The sequence below is a fragment of the Flagellimonas halotolerans genome (assembly GCF_035818535.1).
In the GTDB taxonomy this organism is placed as follows: domain Bacteria; phylum Bacteroidota; class Bacteroidia; order Flavobacteriales; family Flavobacteriaceae; genus Flagellimonas; species Flagellimonas halotolerans.
In genome coordinates this window covers 1-19,257 of record NZ_JAYKYV010000008.1, presented here as the reverse complement: position 1 = coordinate 19,257, position 19,257 = coordinate 1, and the positions used below count along the sequence as shown (strand labels likewise).

Below are 19,257 nucleotides of genomic sequence, written 5' to 3'. Positions count from 1 at the left end.
AAGGAAAAATATATTTTAAAAGCCCCAAAACCAATTGGTTTTGGGGCTTTTTGTTTCTTAATTAGTCGTCGTCAAACATTTTTTTAAGGACAAAGGTGAACAGCAAATCCCTGTTGTACCGTTCGATCAATACTTTTATCCGCTTCCCTTCTCTTTCGTTGATCATTTTAAGGATTTCCTGAAGCTTGTACTTATGGACTCTTTTTCCGTTTACCGCTAAAATCACGTCACCCTCACGTAATCCTGCCTCCGCAGCGGGGCTTCCCGAACGAATACCGGATACAACAATTTCGGGAACAAGACTTAAACGGGTCTTATTTTCCAATAAAATTTGGACATTCCCAAAAGTATCCGCATCATCCTCTTTCACAATTCCATTGACATCGGCAATACTTTCTGCGATATAACGCAAACCGTTGTGCTGCAAGTCTATTCCTGCTAAATTATATTGGAAGGGGTCTTTGAAGTTTCCATTTTTCCTTAAAGTAACCAGCCCTCGGGCATAATCGAAAACGATATTGAAACGCTTGAGGACTTCACCTCCCAAACTGCCATTACGATCACCCATGCCTTCCAACCCCTGAAAAGATTCAAGGTAAGGAAATGCTACTTTGGCTTCTTCAAGTTCAAAATCGCCTATCCGAACCCCATTGACCTTACTTCGCTTTCCGAAAATATCACCGCTCAGTCCTCTTCCGAGGTGGTCTTCGTAGTTCTTTTCCGGAATCTCCAGCCCTTTTTCGGGTGCCGGAAACAGCCACAAGGCATCACTACTACCGGTATCCACCAGCAATTTAACCTGTACATTTGCAGTATCCTTCATTAGCACCGTGCCTTCCACATAGGCCTTTCTTTTCTCTACGGTAAGCGGTAGGGTCTGTGTTTTTCTTTTATCCTTATATTGGTACAATTCTGGATTGTGCAATTTTATCTTTTTGGAATTATATTTTACTTCAACAATAAAGTCCCTGAATAGATCGTACCCCATAATTCCGTGCACGGGAATACCAAGGGTGGTAGAAAAATTGATTCCCCTGTCCAGAACCACATAAAGGTCTTGGGAGTAATTTCTAGCCTCACCAAGTTTAAAAGCATTGTTTTTGGAACTTAGGGCCTTCATCGGTTTTCCTCCGCCAAGACCACGAATGGTGACTTCGGAAACATTATTTATCGGTATGGAATCTGACTCGGAAAGATTAAAAAGTATGGGCTTACTTACCCCAGAATCCAAAATAAAGGTGAGCTCTGTACCGTTTACCTCTACTGGAATTATAATAAGGTTGTTGATGAGCTCAAACTTTATCTTTTGAGACTTTTCACCTTCGGGCAATCGATATCCTTGCGCCCAAATAAAGAAGGGCACAAATAAAAGAAGTGTAAAAAAGATGATGTTCTTCCTCAACATGCTTAATTTCAACTAGTCATACTTATTAAATATAAGTATTTGCCTTCAAACCTCATCTTAATTTAACATTTCAATAGGCAAGTAATTATTCCTTAAAGTTGTTGTTTTCGAAAGTTGGTTTTCTCATTTTTGCGAAAACTTTAGCACATGCCTAGTATCTCGAAGAAAGGGACACAAATGCCCGCATCGCCCATCCGTAAATTGGTACCCTACGCAGAGGCTGCCAAAAAACGGGGAACCCAGGTAATACACCTTAATATTGGACAGCCCGACATCAAAACACCAAAGGTGGCTTTGGATGCCGTACGAAACCATACTATTGAGGTACTTGAATACAGCATGACACAGGGTTCCGAAGAATACCGTCAAAAAATTGCCGCTTATTATGACAATCGGGACATTTTTATTGATGCCGAAGATATTATTGTAACCACAGGAGGGTCGGAAGCATTATCGTTTACTATGGGGTCCATTATGGATAACGATGACGAAATCATTATACCCGAGCCATTTTATGCCAACTATAACGGTTTTGCCACTGCCGCAGGGGTTAAAGTAAAACCTATTGCTTCATCCATCGAAAACAACTTTGCCCTTCCCCCCATTTCCAAGTTTGAAGAGCTCATCTCCCCAAAAACAAAGGCCATCCTTATTTGTAACCCTGGGAATCCTACTGGATATCTTTATAGCAAAGAAGAAATAGAACAATTGGCCGATTTGGTCAAAAAACACAATCTTTTTTTAGTGGCAGATGAAGTGTACCGCGAATTCACCTACGACGGAAGGGAACATTACTCTATTCTTCAGGTTGATGGGCTGGAAGAACACGCCATTGTGGTAGACTCCGTTTCCAAGCGATACAGTATGTGCGGGGCACGGATCGGTTGTTTGATATCCAAAAACACCGAGGTAATAGCAACTGCAATGAAATTTGCCCAAGCAAGACTTTCCCCACCAACTTTTGCCCAAATTGCAAGTGAAGCAGCATTGGAAACCCCACAAGAATATTTTGATGATGTGATCGAGGAATATGTTTCCAGAAGAAATCTATTGATTACCGAACTCAACAAGTTGGAAGGTGTAAAAGTGGCCACTCCGCAAGGTGCTTTTTACTGCGTGGCAGAGCTCCCTATCGAAGATGCTGACCACTTTGCCCAATGGTTGCTGGAAAGTTTTGAGGTTGGTGGAAAAACCGTAATGGTAGCTCCCGCAGCAGGCTTTTATGCCACGCCAGGTTTGGGAAAAAATCAGATTAGAATTGCCTATGTGCTGGAAAAAGAGCAACTTGTAAGGGCTGTCCAAATTTTGGGCAAAGCCTTAACAGAGTACAACAACCAGTGAACATACAGGAAAACATATCCTTAAAAAACTACAACACCTTTGGTATTGATGTAAAAGCACGGTTTTTTGTTGAAATTACCGGACTGGTTCAACTCCAGAAAACATTGGAGCTCAAAGCGTACCCAAAAAAGTTTATTATAAGTGGCGGAAGCAATATGTTGCTCACCAAGGATATTGATGCCCTTGTGATGCACATTAACCTCAAGGGCATTACCGTTGTCGAGGAAGACGAAAACAGCGTGGAGGTGAAGGTAATGGCCGGTGAAAATTGGCATGAATTGGTAATGTGGAGCCTGAAACAGGATTATGGCGGACTCGAAAACCTTTCGTTGATCCCAGGGAACGTGGGTACTGCGCCCATCCAAAACATTGGTGCCTATGGTGTGGAAGTCAAAGATGTTTTTGTGAGCTGTGCCGCCATGGATGTCAAAACTGGGGAACTGGAAGGTTTTGACAAGGAAGCATGTAAGTTTGGTTACCGAGATTCCATCTTTAAAAACAAAGCAAAAGATAAATTCATTATTACTTCGGTAGTTTTAAGACTTACCAAGAAAGATCATGTGCTGCATACGGGGTATGGCTCCATTGAGAACGAACTGAAGAACAAAGGAATTGTGCATCCGACCATACAAGATATTTCCGATGCCGTAATCGCCATTCGAAAGAGCAAACTTCCCGACCCCAAGGAAATTGGAAACAGCGGTAGTTTTTTTAAAAACCCTATTATTTCTAAAAAAGCATTTGATAAATTCATTAAAAAGAACCCCAATGCACCTTTTTATGAAATGGACGAGAATCAATATAAAATTCCAGCCGGTTGGCTCATTGAGCAATGCGGGTTTAAGGGAAAACAGTTTGGCGATGCGGCAGTACACGATAAACAAGCCTTGGTCTTGGTGAATCACGGCAAAGCAACAGGCAAGGAAATACTTCAATTGGCCAAAAAAATTCAAGATGAAGTACAGAAAACCTTCAAAATAAAAATTCAGCCAGAGGTGAACATAATAAAATAACCCTCGCATTGAAGTCAATAACGAGGGTTATACCAAACCAAACTAACCAAATTTATGAATGTTGTCAGGGTTGTGACACCCCTTATTTCAATTCAAAATCAACAAAGACAAAATGCTTTTTCTGTCTTAGCTTTGTTTTATATACGAGATAAATCCTATTTTAGATTTTGGTCCCTTAAAAAATTTTACCAAAAGCATCATTAATGAGCACATTGATTGAGAGACATATTGTTTCACTCCTTGCGGAAAAAGACGATAAGGCTATTTCCCTACTCTACGAAAATTATGGTGATACACTTTTCGGTGTTGCTTTTAAAGTGGTAAAAGATGAGGATTTGGCCCAAGATGTGCTCCAGGAAAGTTTTATCAAAATCTGGAAAAAAGCTGATAGTTACGATGCCTCAAAAGCCAAGCTTTTTACCTGGCTATTTCGAATTGTGCGAAATACGGCCATAGATAAGTTACGGAGCGTAAATAATAAATCGGACAAGGAAATCCAAATCGACGTTTCAGACGTATATAATGTTGGAGTGAAGGCTATTAACCCAGAACATCTGGACATCCAAGAAAACTTGGACAAAATCGAAGATAAGTACAGGGTTGTTCTTGAAGCCCTGTTTTTTGAAGGAATGACGCAGCAAGAGGCAAGTGATGAATTGGACATTCCCTTGGGAACCATAAAGTCCCGATTAAAAATCGGGCTAAGGGAACTTGGAAAAATTTACGGTACAACCATGGCTTTGCTTCTTTTATTAAATCTATTACCATGAAAGAGAAAGTTAAAATATTTTTAGAATCCGATATCTTGGAAAAATACCTTTTGGGAGATACCACTAAAGAAGAATCCCAAAAGGCCGAAAGATATATCGCCATGTATCCCGAAGTAAGGGAAACCTACGATATGCTCCAAAAAAATCTGGAGACCTTTGCCAATTTGTACGCCAAAAAGACTCCAGAAGGTCTTAAAGAAACCATATTGGCCAGCGCAAAAAAGGAGACAATGGTAAGCAAAAGGTACATGCGCTATGCCGTAGCGGCCAGTATCGCCATAATGATTTTTGCCGGTTCCTCCCTATTCTTTTGGAACGAAAACAAAACGCTTCAAGAAAAAAATACCATGGTCACCAACCAAATCAAGTATTTGGAAAACAATATGAAAGACCAATTGGCAGATATGAGAAACCAATTTATTGTGCTAAATAACCCTGCTACAAAAAAATACCAAGTAAAAGGGGAACGTGAAGCTAAAGAACTTAAGGCAATCGCTTACATCAACCCAGTCAAAAAACTTTCCTACATCAATGTAAGCAATGTCCCGGAGCTCCCAGAGGACAAATGCTTCCAAATGTGGGCCGAAGTCAACGGCGAATTGGTAAACTTGGGCGTAATCAAGAATTTTGATGAAAAAGATAAACTTCTTGCGCTTCCTTATGCCGATAATGCGGTAAGTTACATTACCATTGAACCAAAAGGTGGTAACAACACCCCATCGGTCGACAATATCGTGGCCAACATCAAATATTAAGGCTCAACTTTAAAGAAACCTTAAACCTTCCGCCCTTTAGTAAGGTATTTTGTACCTTTGTGCAAAAGTCAAAACATGAAGTTAGCATTAGTTACCATCGGGTTATTGGCCCTTGCCTTTGCAGGTATTGCAATTAAAATCTGGGGGAAAAAGAACGGTGAGTTCGCCGGAACTTGCGCCAGCCAAAGCCCTTTTTTGAACAAGGACGGGGAAGCATGCGGGTTTTGTGGCAAACTCCCAGAGGAGCAAGATTGTAAAAGAGATACTGTTACCGACACCCAATAATTCTTAATTTTTAGGTAAGGCTCATTTTTTTGGAAAAAACCGACGATTCCATCGAGGAGATTATACAAAAGGCAAAAGAAGGAAACCAGATTGCCTTTAGCACACTCTTGGACACTTTTTGGAACGATGTTTACGGTTTTCAGATACTTCGTACCAAAAATGAAAATGACGCAGAGGACATAACCATAAGGACATTTTCCAGGGCCTTTGATAAAATCGACACCTACGATAAAACGTATGAGTTTAAGACGTGGCTCATCACCATTTCCAAAAACCTTCATGTGGACCTCCTCCGAAAACGCAAGCGGAGCCTCATGAACGAAATGGATTCCCGGGGGGACGAGGTAAAAAAAGTATTGGACGAAACCCCCACGGTCGAGGACCGTTTGATCACGGAGCAAAACCTCGCCCATCTCTTACAGGACATCAAAAAATTAAAACCACATTACCAAAAGGTCATCAACCTACGCTATTTTCAGGAAATGAGCTATGCCGATATTGCCAAAGAACTCAACGAACCCGTGAACAATGTGAAGGTGAAATTGCTCCGGGCCAAAAAACTTTTGGCAGAGATCATCAAAAAAAAGTGACCTGCTTCAAGGCACAAAGTTTCCTTCCCAGTTTCGTATCTTTGTACATCAAATTTATTATGTATGAGCACAAGCGTTGCAGAAAACGTTCTTCCACCCAAAGGAAAACCTAAATGGCTAAGGGTTAAGCTCCCTACGGGCAAAAAATACACCCAGCTCAGAGGACTTGTAGATAAATACGACCTACATACAATATGTACCTCCGGAAGCTGCCCGAACATGGGTGAGTGCTGGGGAGAGGGCACCGCAACATTTATGATCTTGGGCAACATTTGTACCCGCTCCTGTGGATTTTGCGGCGTAAAAACCGGCCGACCGGAAACAGTGGACTGGGCAGAACCCGAAAAAGTGGCCCGTTCCATAAAAATAATGAACATTAAACATGCTGTGCTCACTTCTGTGGACCGCGATGACCTTAAGGACATGGGATCCATTATTTGGGCAGAGACCGTTAAAGCCGTTAGACGGATGAATCCAGAAACCACCATGGAAACCCTTATCCCTGATTTCCAAGGAATATCCAACCATTTGGACAGGATAATCGAGGTGGCCCCGGAAGTGATTTCCCACAACATGGAAACCGTGAAAAGGCTGACAAGAGAAGTCAGGATTCAGGCTAAATATGATAGAAGCCTCGAAGTACTGGACTATTTAAAGAAAAACGGAGCAAAAAGAACCAAATCCGGTATTATGCTCGGTCTTGGCGAAAAGGAAAGCGAAGTTATCGCCACTATGAAAGACCTTAGAAAGGCAGACGTTGATGTGGTTACCATTGGCCAGTACCTTCAACCCTCCAAAAAGCACTTGCCCGTAAAGCAATTTATTTTGCCCGAACAGTTTAAAAAGTATGAGGAAATAGGGTTGGAAATGGGCTTTAGACATGTGGAAAGCGGAGCCTTGGTTCGCTCCTCGTATAAAGCACACAAACACATACACTAGCTCCCTTCCCCATCATCATGAAAAACATCTCCATTGGTATTAATGGTTTTGGCCGTATCGGTAGAACCCTTTTTAGGCTTTTACTTAACCATCCGAACATCAAAGTAGTGGCCATAAACGATTTGGCCAATGCAGAAACCTTGGCCCATCTATTAAAATATGACAGTATTCACGGGGTGTTGAATACCAAAGTATCGCACAAAGACAATCTGATTCTTATTGATGGCAGGGAAATACCCGTTCTCAATCACAATCATCCCAAGGAAATAGACTGGAAATCGCATAAGGTTGATATTGTCGTAGAATCCACTGGAAAGTTTAAAACAAAGGAAGAATTGGAATTCCATATAAAAAATGGGGCCAAAAAAGCCATTCTTTCCGTTCCCCCGTTGGATGAATCCATTAAAATGGTGGTTTTAGGGGTTAACGAGAATATCATCAACAACGATGATCAAATAATTTCCAATGCCTCCTGCACCACCAACAATGCCGCTCCAATGATCAAGGTGATCAATGAATTGTGCGGTATAGAACAGGCATACATCACAACTGTCCACTCCTATACATCGGACCAGAGCTTGCACGATGCCCCCCACCGCGACCTTCGCAGGTCTAGAGCGGCAGGACAATCCATAATTCCCACAACAACAGGGGCCGCAAAAGCATTAACAAGTATTTTTCCTGAATTATCCGATGTGATAGGCGGATGTGGTATACGCGTTCCCGTTCCCAATGGCTCACTTACGGACATTACATTCAATGTGCTCCAAGAAACTTCTATTGAGGAAATAAATGCTACCTTTAGGGAGCAAGCGGAAAATAGTCTCAAAGGCATACTCAATTATACCGAAGACCCTATTGTTTCCATCGACATAAACAATAGTTGTTACTCTTGTACGTTTGATTCTTTGATGACCTCTGTGATTGGTAAAATGATAAAAATCATTGGATGGTATGACAACGAAACTGGATATTGCTCCAGAATTATTGATTTAATAGATTTGCTCATAAAGAAAAATTACGTTTGATCTTCAACCTTGTAAACAAAAAGATAGGCGAAAAATCGCTGCTTCTATTGTGCATAGTGTTATGCATCCAGTTTACTTTTGCCCAAAGTGATGGCAATTCCACCTCCGATGTTAAGACCATTTTTAATGAGTTTATGCAATATCGCCACGAAAACAAAGTGGACAAAGCTTTAGAAACTTTGAACGAGGCTGCCAATATTGCTGAGAGGAATGAGGATTCCAAGCTTTTACTGGACACTTATCACCAATATGCACGACTGTTCTTAGAGGAAGGAGACAGAGAAACAGCTGTTTTTTACTGGGACAGGGCCAGTATTCTTTTAAGGGATACCTCATACTCCTACGGCGAAGCATTCCACTTGTATTTAGATGCCGCACTGCGGTTTGATGAAGGCAATAACTTTCAAGCATTGAAACAACTGGAGGAATCCAGAAAACTCAGCAATAACAGGAATCTTACCAACAATATACTTTTACTTGAGGCCAGTATCTACACCAATATTGAAAGGTACGATGACGCTGTAAAAAACCTGCATGCCCTAATCGTTAACTCCGATGATAAAGAGCGTGCCTATTTGGCCACAAGGGCCAACTTACAATTAGCAAGAATAAGCGTGACCCTCGATGATCTTGAAGACGGGATCATCCACTCCAAAGCTGCCCTGGAACTAGCGGAAAAGCATGGATTTTCTAAAGAGATAAAAATTGCCTACGAACAATTGTCCGGCATTTACGAAGCCAGCGGCAATTACGATGAATCCCTCGTATATGCCAAAGGTTTGGCCCAAATAAAAGATTCCATATTCAATGTGGAAAAGGCCAAGTTGGATGCCGATGCCGCGGACAAGATTCGGTTCGACCACCAAATGAACGAACTCAACAAGCTCCAAGCTAAAAATGAGGAGCTCAGTGAATCCAAAAACCGTTCGGAAATAACCGCCATATTAACATCTGCCTTTTTAACAATTATCTCCCTTTTGGCAGTTTCATTGTTCAGGAACAATCAAATCAAGCTTAAAACAAATGATCTCCTTTACACCAAAAACAAGGAACTGGAGTTGGCAAGGGATGCAGCGGTATCTGCTATGCGGGCCAAAACAAATTTCCTATCAACAGTAACCCACGAGCTAAGGACACCCTTGTATGCCGTTACGGGACTCACCCATCTATTATTGGAAGAGAACCCCTCTGAGCATCAAAAAGAACATTTAAAGTCATTAAAATTCTCGGGGGAATACCTGCTAAATTTTATCAACGATATTCTTCAGATCAATAAAATTGATGCAGAAAAACTGGAACCCCTCAATATAGAATTCAAGTTGCACAAAGTGCTGGATGATGTTGTGGATTCGCTCCAACAAAATGCACACGAGAAAAAAACAAAACTGATCCTGGATTACGACCCCACCATCCCCAAAAAATTGTTGGGAGACCCCATAAAGCTATCCCAAATTTTTATGAACCTTGTTGGCAACGCTCTTAAGTTTACCAAAAATGGCAAAGTAGAGGTCTTGGCCAAAATGTTGAAAAAAGATGAAGACCAGGTAAAGCTATATTTTGAAGTAAGGGACAATGGAATCGGTATTTCGGAAGAGCAACAAAAAAATATTTTTGAAAGCTTTCAACAAGGTTCCATACAAATCAACAGGGAATATGGTGGCACAGGACTTGGGCTCACCATTGTTAAAAGCCTTTTGGGATTGTTTGGAAGCACCATTCACCTTGAAAGTGAGTTAGGCCATGGAAGCTCCTTCTATTTTGAAATGGATCTAGATTACGAATCCAAAGAAGGGGAAGAAATCTCTTTTGAGCTCAATCCCGAAGAATTCCAGTTCAAAGGGTTACACGTATTGGTTGTGGAAGACAATAAGATCAACCAGGTGATTACAAAAAAAATGCTCACCAAAAAAGAGATCAGTTGCGATATTGCCAATAATGGCAACGAAGCCATTGACCTGGCCAAGAAAAATACCTACGACGCCATTTTAATGGATATCCACATGCCCGGCATAAGCGGTGAGGAAGCCACGCGGCAAATACGAAAGTTTGACAAAAACATCCCGATTATTGCATTGACCGCCATTTCTTTGGATGACAGCCTGGAGAGTTTTTACGAAGCAGGCTGTAACGATGTAATCACCAAACCATTTAAGCCAGAGGTTTTCTATCAAAAAATTGGAGAAAACATCTTTAGGAGCAAAATGGAAGGTTTGGTTTAAAACAATGCCTGTAGCGAGCCCTTCAAAACCGCTTCATCTTCGCGGGAAAAATTGTGGGTTATTTCCAAAAAGTACAGATTTTGCAACCTTCCTTCCAAACGCACAAAGTCTTTTTCGGTGGTCAGCACCATCTGGTACCCTTTAAATTGTTCAACCTCCCTGTCCGTAAAGTGGTGATGATCCCCAAATTCAAAATGTTCAAACACAATTCCAACAGACTTTAAAAATCGCACCAATGGTTCCGGCGATGCAATACCGGTTACCAAAGCCAATGGTTTGCCCTTTAATTCTGACAATTGGATTTTTTGCTTTCCCCCATCAGTTACAAAATCATTGTACTTTAACTTTGCGAACAATACATTTTGGTCGGGTTTTGGCTTGAGCTTATCTATTACCTTTTTCCATTCCACATCCTGCAGTGTATCAGGGCATTTGGTAACAATGATCAAATCCGCACGTTTGGCCTCTTTTTTGGCATCGCGAAGGCTTCCCATGGGCAAATACCAGTCATCCACATATAAATTATGATACGTGGTAAGCAAAATCGAAAAAGTGGGTTTCACCCTTCTATGTTGAAAAGCATCATCCAAAACAATAACTTCTGGATCAAACCCACTTTCCAGTTTTTCAATACCGTTACGCCTATCGGCATCAACAGCAACAGCAACTTGGGGAAATTTTCGATGAATCTGATAGGGCTCATCCCCCAATTCCAAAACGGTGCTTTCAGTGCCTGCCAAATAGAATCCTTTTGATCTTCGCTTGTATCCACGGCTCAAAACAGCAGTCTTTCGGTTAGTCAATATCCTGAGCAAATATTCTGTCATTGGGGTTTTCCCGGTTCCCCCAACACTCAGGTTGCCCACACAAATGGTGGGTGTTTTGTACGATTTGGATGAAAAAATACCCGCATCAAACAAAAAGTTTCGCACATAAACCACCAAGGCGTAGACCAAAGAAATCGGGAACGCTATTTTCCGAAGCAACTGAAGCATTGAACGAAAATATAATATTTTATCTTTAGCCCACTTAACATTTTTAAAATGACTGTTAACGACATAGCAAAAGTGCTTGAAGAATTGGCTCCATTGGCCCATGCCGAGGAGTTTGACAACGTAGGTTTATTGGTTGGAAACCCAAACATGGAAGTCAAAGGTGTTCTTGTGACCCTCGACACGCTGGAAAACGTGGTGAACGAGGCCATTGAGAAAAAATGTAATCTCATTGTGAGCTTTCACCCTATAATTTTCAAAGGGCTAAAACGGCTAACTGGAAGTAACTACGTGGAACGTGTTGTAATCAAAGCCATTGCCCACAATATTGCGATATACAGCATGCATACAGCATTGGACAACAGCAAAATGGGCGTCAATGCCAAAATATGCGAAGTTTTGGGACTAAAAAATCCGGAAATACTGATTCCAAGAGCCAAAAGCATCAAAAAATTGACCACTTACGCTCCCTCGGCAGATGCTGATACTATAAAATTGGCTCTATTTGCTGCTGGTGCAGGGGAAATTGGGAAGTACAGCAATTGCAGCTATAGTTTGGAAGGCACTGGAAGTTTTAAGGCAGGAAACGGCGCCAACCCCGCTGTTGGAAAAGTTGGCGAAGTACATTTTGAAAAAGAAACCATGATCAACGTCATTTACTCTTTTGAAAAGGAAAAAAGCATTCTAAACGCACTTTTTAATGTCCATCCCTACGAAGAAGTGGCCTACGAAGTGCTTACCCTGGAAAATAGCAATCAAGATTTGGGAATTGGGATGATAGGCACCCTCGACGCTGAAATGGATGAAAAAGAGTTTTTACTTTTAGTAAAAGATAGAATGAATGCTTCTGTGGTAAGGCATTCCAAATTACTGGGAAACAAGGTAAACAAGGTTGCTGTTCTAGGAGGTAGCGGGGCATTTGCAATAGGTGCCGCCAAGAAATCCGGGGCCAATATTTTTGTGACCGCCGACATTAAATACCACGAATTTTATCAAGCCGAAGACCAACTGGTAATTGCCGATATTGGGCACTTTGAAACTGAGCAGTTTACAAAAGATTTATTGGTTGATTATCTTACGAAAAAAATTCCTAATTTTGCAGTCTCTTTATCGGAGAGTATAACGAATCCCATCAAGTATTTATAAATATATGGCGAACAAGAAAGAAAGCACTGTGGAAGAAAAGTTGAGAGCACTGTACGACCTACAGCTTATTGATTCCAGAGTGGATGAAATCCGCAATGTTAGAGGCGAACTGCCTTTGGAAGTAGAGGACTTGGAAGACGAAGTTCTTGGTCTTAAAACCCGAATGGACAAATTGAAAACGGATGTTGAGACCATCAACTTTGAGATTGCTGCTAAAAAGAATCTCATCGATGAGTCAAAAGCGCTTATTAAAAAATACAGCGAACAACAGAAAAATGTAAGGAATAGCCGCGAGTTCAATTCGTTGAGCAAGGAAGTGGAATTTCAAGAGCTGGAGATTCAATTGGCCGAAAAGAACATTAAAGAGTTCAAAGCTCAAATTGAGCAAAAAAAAGAGGTGATTTCCACAACCAAGGAAAAATTATCCGAGCGCGAGGGTCACCTAAAGCACAAGAAAGGTGAATTGGACGCTATTCTTGCAGAAACTGAGAAAGAAGAAAAGGCTCTTCTGAAAAAATCTGAAGAGTACCAAGACAAAATTGAAGAGCGTTTGATAAAGGCCTACAAAAGAATACGCCAAAACGTAAAAAATGGTTTAGCTGTGGTTCCCGTAGAACGTGGAGCTTCCGGTGGTTCCTTCTTTACTATTCCACCACAGGTTCAAGTAGAGATTGCAAGCCGCAAAAAAATCATCACCGATGAGCACAGTGGCAGAATTTTGGTAGATCCTTTATTGGCGGAAGAAGAACAGGATAGAATGGAAAAACTTTTTGCCAAAATCTAATCTTCACCATTGGTTAAGAAATTAAAAAAGCCACTTTTGGGTGGCTTTTTTGTTGCTCTTATGTGTCATTTTAAATGAGTGAAACGATTGAGAAATCTCCACTGTTTCTAGATTTATCATACTCCTTTATGTCGGTTCGAAATGACAAAAAGACCACTTCCGGAAAATTCGTGCAAATATATAATCTGACAACTCCCTAAAGTCAACTCAAGGAAATAGTTCAAATCTTTGGCAAGAATACTTCCGCCATCATACAACGGGCACTACCGCCTCCGCAAGTTTCAACAGTATCCAAAGGACTATGAATGATTGGGCAATGCTTTTCAATAGCTTTAATCTGTTCATTGGTCAGACTGTTGTAAGCCTGAGTGCTCATCACCATATAACGCTGATCGTTAGCCCCGATTACCTGAAGCATGTTACCTGCAAAGTGACACATTTGTTCCTCGGAAATGTTAATGACTTCTTTGCCGTCCATTTTAATATGGTTGACCACATTTTTCCTTTCTTTTTTATCGTCTATGGAATCGAGACAGATAACCACAAATGTCTCCGCCATGGCCATCATTACGTTGGTATGATAAATAGGCAATCGTTCACCTTCAACGGTTTGGTTAGCATGGAAAATAACAGGGAAGCAATCAAAATCTTCGCAAAATTCAATAAAAAGATCTTCATGGGCGCGTTCGGAAAGGGCACAATACGCTTTTTGGTTGACCCTATCCAATAAAACACTGCCTGTTCCTTCCAAAAATACCCCCTCATCCTCAGCAGCCGTATAATCCATAATATTGCTGATGGCAAAACCGTTTTCCTCCAACAACTCAAAAACATCTTCTCTGCGTTCTTTTTTACGGTTTTCGGCAAACATGGGGTACACACAAACAATCCCGTTCTCGTGAAAAGAAACCCAGTTGTTCGGAAAAATGGAATCCGGTGTGTCGCGCTCCATATCATCGTTTATGGTAATCACGTTAACACCATGTTCCCGAAGAATCTTTACAAACTGGTCGAACTCTTGTTGCGCTTTTTTATTGATTTCAACATTTTTAAGATGTGGATCTTCCTGAAAATAATTGTTGACAGCGGTTTGCTCGTTCATCCTAAAGTTTACGGGACGCACCATAAGAATGGTGTTTGTAATCTGCTTTCTCAATGCTTTTACTGTTTTGGTTATACCTGTGGCAGCAGGATGGTTTAAAAATTATACTCTTATTAAAGGCATGGTGCTACAACGCAAAAGGCCTTCTTGCTTGGCGATTTCTGCATAGGGAATCTCTTCAACGGTGAATCCTTGGTCTCGAAGCCAATTGTTAAGTCGGGTAAAACTCTTTTCCGAAACTACCACCTCGGGCGATATGGAAAAAACATTGCTGAACATTTGGTACATTTCTTCTTTATCGATCTCAAAGATATTCTCTGGCCCAAAGAAATCTACCAAATACTGATATTCCTGTTCTACCAAGAATCCATTTTTATGCAAAATGGCTTTGTCCTTGCCCACGGGTTGAAAACAACAATCCAAATGCAGTGCATTCTCCTTGGGGTCGGTATTGGATTTTCTGAGTTCAAAGGATTTTATGGTTTTATGGGGAAACATATCCCTAATAAATTCTACTGCTTCCCTATTGGTCCGTGCTGTAATATAACTTGCGTAGTCTGCGCCTGAATAGGTTCCGATAAAAATATGGTCGTTCCAGGGCATTACATCACCTCCTTCTATATGTACTTCTTCTGGTGGACGAATTATCTTTTTGGGATCTATTTTATCCATTACATTACGAATGGCCACAAATTCACGCTCCCTATCGGGCAAAATATTGGCATGAAACAGTTTATCCTCTATAACAAAGGCAATATCTCTTGCGAATATCTGGTTACAATCCTTAAGTACTTCCGGTCTATAAACATCCACCCCATATTTATGGAAAACTCGGGCAAAGCCTTCCATTTCTTTAACCATATCCGCTTCTTTGGGATAAGTTCCCGCCTTAATATGCTCTATGGATTTAGGGTCGTAAGCCTCATCAATAGTAGGTATAGGTCCGCTGCTTTGGGCCGTTCCCAAAATAACGGCTCTTAGTTTACTGGTCTCATCAACAATGTTCAATTCTATCATACACGATTCATTTATGGCCAAAAAACCGGCCGTAGAAAGTGATAAGGATAATCCTTGGAATATGGTAGCAAATCTAGTGTTTTACTACAATTTCCTCCTTGTTAAATAATAAAATTACCTACTTTAATTAAGGTTTTACATTATAGAAACAAAGGAATATAATTTTAAATCAATGATTTGTATATCAAATGATTAAAATGAAAATAAAATTCAAGAAACTGACTTTGATCAGGTTTTTGTTCGCATTAATTATTACATTTACAATAAGTTTTTTCTTACATATGAAAAAATTGCTATTTACATCAGTTCTACTAGCTTCAGTGTTCATTACATTGAGCGGGATGAATGCGTTTCAAAAAATGGAAGATTTTAACTTTAATTCCAAAGAACAGATGGAATCTGTTTACGCTGTAAAATATGATGATTGTATCACGGAGAGTGATTTTCCTGGAGGTTCCCTACCTATAAATCGGGATAACGATCAAGATGTAGATTGGAATATGATGAAGGTAGACCAATCCATTAACAAATATCGTAAATCTTTAGAGTCGACTTTGAAGAATTTAAGTACTGTGGATGCACATGATTTTATTCATCAAACATTTCATAAGGCGAAAAGTTCCATGGAAAATGACAATACTTCTGATATACAGAAACATTACTTTAGAGGTATTATGCAAATATGCTATGACAAAGACAAGGATTTAAATCAAAATAGCGTAACCGTACTATAGTTCCCCCACAAAAAAAGGGGCGAATATCGCCCCTTTTTATTCTTTTCGTCCCAAATCTTATCTTTTTTCCAACGGAACAAAGCTTCTGAGGTTTTCCCCGATATAAACTTGTCTTGGTCTTCCAATGGGCTCTTTTCTAAGTCTCATTTCTCTCCATTGCGCAATCCATCCTGGCAATCTGCCAAGAGCGAACATTACGGTAAACATTTCTGTGGGTATACCCAAAGCGCGGTAAATAATTCCTGAGTAGAAATCCACATTGGGGTATAGTTTTCTATCTACAAAGTAGCTGTCTTCCAAAGCTTCTTTTTCCAATCCTTTGGCAATGTCCAAAATAGGGTCTTCAATACCTAGGTTGCCCAATACTTCGTCAGCTGATTTTTTAATGATCTTGGCTCTTGGATCAAAGTTTTTGTAAACACGGTGTCCAAAGCCCATTAATCTGAATGAATCATTCTTGTCCTTGGCCTTGGCCATATATTTTTTGGTATCACCTCCATCGGCTTCAATCGCCTCCAACATTTCCAAAACAGCCTGATTGGCACCTCCGTGCAGTGGTCCCCAAAGCGCGGAAATACCCGCGGAAAGTGAAGCAAAAAGTCCTGCATGTGAGGAACCAACAATACGTACAGTGGATGTAGAACAGTTTTGTTCGTGATCTGCATGCAAAATCAATAATTTGTCCAAGGCATCAATAGTAATCCTATCTCTCTTATACTCTTGGTTTGGCCTTTTAAACATCATTTTATGAATGTTCTCGACATAACCGAGGCTATCATCACCATAATCCAAAGGAAGTCCTTTTTTCTTGCGCATGGTCCAAGCCACCAATACCGGGAACTTTGCCAATATACGGACAATGGAGTTGTACATGGCCGATTCGGATGACACGTCTACACAAGATGGGTTGAAGGCCACCAATGCACTGGTCAACGAAGATAACACGCCCATTGGGTGTGCCGATTTTGGAAACCCGTCCAAAATCTTTTTCATTTCTTCATCCACCTGCGACTCTTCTTTAATATCGCTATGGAATTTTTCCAGCTGTTCCTTGTTTGGCAGTTCACCAAAAATCAAAAGGTAGGCTACTTCCAAAAAGTCGGCTTTCTCGGCTAAATCTTCAATTGAATATCCTCGATACCTCAAGATTCCCTGCTCGCCGTTTAGGAAGGTAATGGCACTTTCACACGACCCGGTATTTTTGTAACCGGGATCTATAGTCACCATTCCTGTTGAGGCCCTCAAGGTTTTAATATCTATGGCCAATTCATCTTCAGTACCTTTGATAACGGGGAATTCATACCTTTTCCCCCCATATTCGAGTATAGCTTTATCCGACATTTTATTTTTTAATAGATTAGTAAAAATAGAAAGCGGAAAATACGAAAAAGCGCAACCATTAACAATTTCCAGCTGCTATTTGTGTTGATATTAACGCGAAAATATTATAGAAATTTACTTAATCCAACTTGTAAAGTAGTTTGTAATATTGATCAACGGATTTCTCCCATGTGAAGCGCTTTTTTCTTGCCGCGGCCTGTATTTTTTTCCAGGTTGGCTTATCATTTTCAAACACATCCAGAGCTACATCCAAAGCTTCCAACATGTTTTTTATTTTTTCATCGTAACTGTCCCCATCAAAGGCAAAACCAGTTTTCATATGCTCCACCGTATCCTTCAACCCCCCTGTATGGTGTACCAAACAAGGATTGCCATTTCGCATGGCCAACATTTGACTAATGCCGCAGGGTTCAAAAAGACTGGGCATAAAATATAGGTCGGACTCCAGATACATGGAATCGATGAGCTTTTCCGACTGGCCATTGGTGAAAACAAAGTTCTTGTGTTCGTAGCTCAGTTTTCTGAAGAGTCCCTCATACTCCGGTGCTCCGGTTCCCAATAGCATAAATATACCATCGACTCGCTCCAACTTTTTCAAAATTTCCACAAAGGCTTCTGGGGAACGCATAAAAAAATAAAACTTTTGCTCCGTTAATCGAGCAACGCTGGATGCAATGAATTTTGGTCGCTTTTCCACAAAATCCATGATTTTTTCTCCGGTGTGCGCCAAAAAATCGGCTTTGTACTTTTTGGATTCTTCCTGCAACCACATAAACAAGGCCTTAACAGTATTCCTGTATATATTGCCTTTCTTCTCTTTGTTGATGTTCTTGTAGTTACATCCATTTAAAATACCGAACAAGCGTCCTTCTTGGTCCGCGCTTTGTAAATCTTTTTCCAATCCCTCACCTCCAATAAATTCCGGAGGCGAACTTGGCAACAGCACATCTTCTTTATATGATGGTGAAACAGTGTGCACGGCATCGGCAAAACGGATGCCTACTGCCATTAGGTTAATACAATCTTGATAGCGGTAATCCATCAATTTTTGATAATCCAAGGGCACGTTGGGAAACCAGTTTTTTAAGGATGAGTAGTTTCCCCCAAACGGGCGTATGCCCTGAATGGCCAAATTATGAATGCTATATACAATTCGTATATCCTTTAGGTTGCTGTATTCCGAGTGATACTCCCTTAAAAACAACAACAAACTGGAGTGCCAGTCGTGCAGGTGTACCATATCTACATCTCCAAAAGCGCCTTGCTTAATGGCCTCGGCCACCGCCGTACAAAAAATAAAATACTTAATGGCATCGGTATAGAAAGGTTCCTCTGGATCGTTATGGTATATGTGTGCAATATCCCCGGCCTCAATTTCTGGATGATGCAGTACATAATGGAAAATATTTGGGAACTCCTTTTTAGGTTTCACCTCATATAATTCTGCTGTGTAGCTTAAGCCCCGTAGCGTAAAGTTTAAGGTAGTTCTGGGCAATCCTCCATGATGCAGTCTTGAATAGGCCGGGACCACAACATGCACCTTGTCTCCCCGATCCGAAATTTGTCTGGGCACATCCCGAACCACGTCGCCCATACCGCCCGCTTTACAATTTTCCAAAGCATCATTTTCGGCAGCAACAAAAAGAAAGTTATTCATGCGGGAGAATTTAAGGTAGTTTAGTGAACCATTAAGTTAACCAAACTTTGTTATTGAAACAAAAAAAAGAAGCTGTCTCATAACCGGGACAGCTTTTTTATTGAATATACAGGAGCATTTGCTTGTTTTCATCCTGTAT

18 protein-coding genes are annotated in these 19,257 nt (G+C 40.7%); 12 read left to right on the top strand and 6 right to left on the bottom strand.

The window, feature by feature from the left end:
- Window positions 1-61: 61 nt before the first annotated feature.
- Window positions 62-1,405: an aspartyl protease family protein gene (locus VM932_RS10730; protein WP_326278804.1), complete on the bottom strand. Its 1,344-nt coding sequence runs from the start codon at window positions 1,403-1,405 to the stop codon at window positions 62-64.
- 147 nt (window positions 1,406-1,552) lie between these two features.
- Between VM932_RS10730 and VM932_RS10725 the strand changes: the two genes are divergently transcribed.
- The 9 genes from VM932_RS10725 to VM932_RS10685 all read left to right on the top strand — a co-directional run bounded on the left by VM932_RS10725 (window position 1,553) and on the right by VM932_RS10685 (window position 10,345).
- Window positions 1,553-2,746 carry a pyridoxal phosphate-dependent aminotransferase gene (locus VM932_RS10725; protein ID WP_326278803.1) on the top strand — a complete coding sequence of 398 codons (1,194 nt, stop codon included), beginning with the start codon at window positions 1,553-1,555 and terminating at the stop codon, window positions 2,744-2,746.
- Window positions 2,743-3,759 (top strand): UDP-N-acetylmuramate dehydrogenase, encoded by a 1,017-nt coding sequence (gene murB / locus VM932_RS10720; RefSeq protein ID WP_326278802.1) that lies wholly within the window; start codon window positions 2,743-2,745, stop codon window positions 3,757-3,759. Before VM932_RS10725 ends, murB begins: the two co-directional genes overlap by 4 nt.
- Window positions 3,760-3,962: 203 nt before the next feature.
- On the top strand, window positions 3,963-4,529 hold the full coding sequence (locus tag VM932_RS10715; protein ID WP_326278801.1) for an RNA polymerase sigma factor: 567 nt from the start codon (window positions 3,963-3,965) through the stop codon (window positions 4,527-4,529).
- The gene (locus VM932_RS10710) at window positions 4,526-5,284 is read left to right on the top strand and encodes an anti-sigma factor (RefSeq protein ID WP_293168711.1); all 759 of its coding nucleotides are present in this window, start codon (window positions 4,526-4,528) and stop codon (window positions 5,282-5,284) included. Before VM932_RS10715 ends, VM932_RS10710 begins: the two co-directional genes overlap by 4 nt.
- 75 nt (window positions 5,285-5,359) lie before the next feature.
- Entirely contained in the window at window positions 5,360-5,569 is a 210-nt protein-coding gene (locus tag VM932_RS10705) for a membrane or secreted protein (RefSeq protein WP_293168713.1), read from the top strand.
- A 29-nt stretch (window positions 5,570-5,598) separates the two neighbouring features.
- Complete coding sequence (locus VM932_RS10700; protein ID WP_293168715.1) at window positions 5,599-6,159, top strand: RNA polymerase sigma factor; 561 nt, start codon at window positions 5,599-5,601, stop codon at window positions 6,157-6,159.
- Between the two features lie 63 nt (window positions 6,160-6,222).
- The gene (lipA, locus tag VM932_RS10695) at window positions 6,223-7,098 is read left to right on the top strand and encodes a lipoyl synthase (RefSeq protein ID WP_326278800.1); all 876 of its coding nucleotides are present in this window, start codon (window positions 6,223-6,225) and stop codon (window positions 7,096-7,098) included.
- Between the two features lie 17 nt (window positions 7,099-7,115).
- On the top strand, window positions 7,116-8,126 hold the full coding sequence (gene gap / locus VM932_RS10690; RefSeq protein WP_326278799.1) for a type I glyceraldehyde-3-phosphate dehydrogenase: 1,011 nt from the start codon (window positions 7,116-7,118) through the stop codon (window positions 8,124-8,126).
- A 38-nt stretch (window positions 8,127-8,164) separates the two neighbouring features.
- Complete coding sequence (locus VM932_RS10685; RefSeq protein WP_428979741.1) at window positions 8,165-10,345, top strand: response regulator; 2,181 nt, start codon at window positions 8,165-8,167, stop codon at window positions 10,343-10,345.
- On the opposite strand, the gene lpxK is transcribed toward VM932_RS10685, so the two are convergent.
- A complete protein-coding gene (lpxK, locus tag VM932_RS10680; RefSeq protein WP_326278798.1) occupies window positions 10,342-11,340 on the bottom strand; it encodes a tetraacyldisaccharide 4'-kinase in 999 nt (332 codons plus the stop codon). The genes VM932_RS10685 and lpxK overlap by 4 nt on opposite strands.
- Before the next feature lie 48 nt (window positions 11,341-11,388).
- Here lpxK and VM932_RS10675 point away from each other — a divergent pair, with 48 nt between their 5' ends.
- Window positions 11,389-12,483, top strand: coding sequence for a Nif3-like dinuclear metal center hexameric protein (locus VM932_RS10675; RefSeq protein ID WP_326278797.1), 1,095 nt, complete (start codon window positions 11,389-11,391; stop codon window positions 12,481-12,483).
- A 4-nt stretch (window positions 12,484-12,487) separates the two neighbouring features.
- Window positions 12,488-13,267, top strand: a complete 780-nt coding sequence (locus VM932_RS10670) for a zinc ribbon domain-containing protein (RefSeq protein WP_293168727.1) — start codon at window positions 12,488-12,490, stop codon at window positions 13,265-13,267.
- A gap of 220 nt (window positions 13,268-13,487) precedes the next feature.
- On the opposite strand, the gene ctlX is transcribed toward VM932_RS10670, so the two are convergent.
- Window positions 13,488-14,393 carry a citrulline utilization hydrolase CtlX gene (gene ctlX, locus VM932_RS10665; RefSeq protein WP_326278914.1) on the bottom strand — a complete coding sequence of 302 codons (906 nt, stop codon included), beginning with the start codon at window positions 14,391-14,393 and terminating at the stop codon, window positions 13,488-13,490.
- 78 nt (window positions 14,394-14,471) lie between these two features.
- Window positions 14,472-15,386 (bottom strand): dimethylarginine dimethylaminohydrolase family protein, encoded by a 915-nt coding sequence (locus VM932_RS10660; RefSeq protein ID WP_326278796.1) that lies wholly within the window; start codon window positions 15,384-15,386, stop codon window positions 14,472-14,474.
- Window positions 15,387-15,745: 359 nt separating this feature from the next.
- Here VM932_RS10660 and VM932_RS10655 point away from each other — a divergent pair, with 359 nt between their 5' ends.
- Entirely contained in the window at window positions 15,746-16,120 is a 375-nt protein-coding gene (locus tag VM932_RS10655) for a hypothetical protein (protein WP_326278795.1), read from the top strand.
- Window positions 16,121-16,177: 57 nt separating this feature from the next.
- Here the strand turns inward: VM932_RS10655 and VM932_RS10650 are convergent, their stop codons facing one another.
- Together VM932_RS10650 and VM932_RS10645 are read right to left on the bottom strand one after the other, a co-directional pair.
- The gene (locus VM932_RS10650) at window positions 16,178-17,461 is read right to left on the bottom strand and encodes a citrate synthase (RefSeq protein ID WP_326278794.1); all 1,284 of its coding nucleotides are present in this window, start codon (window positions 17,459-17,461) and stop codon (window positions 16,178-16,180) included.
- Between the two features lie 118 nt (window positions 17,462-17,579).
- On the bottom strand, window positions 17,580-19,118 hold the full coding sequence (locus VM932_RS10645; protein ID WP_326278793.1) for a glycogen synthase: 1,539 nt from the start codon (window positions 19,116-19,118) through the stop codon (window positions 17,580-17,582).
- Between the last annotated feature and the right edge of the window lie 139 nt (window positions 19,119-19,257).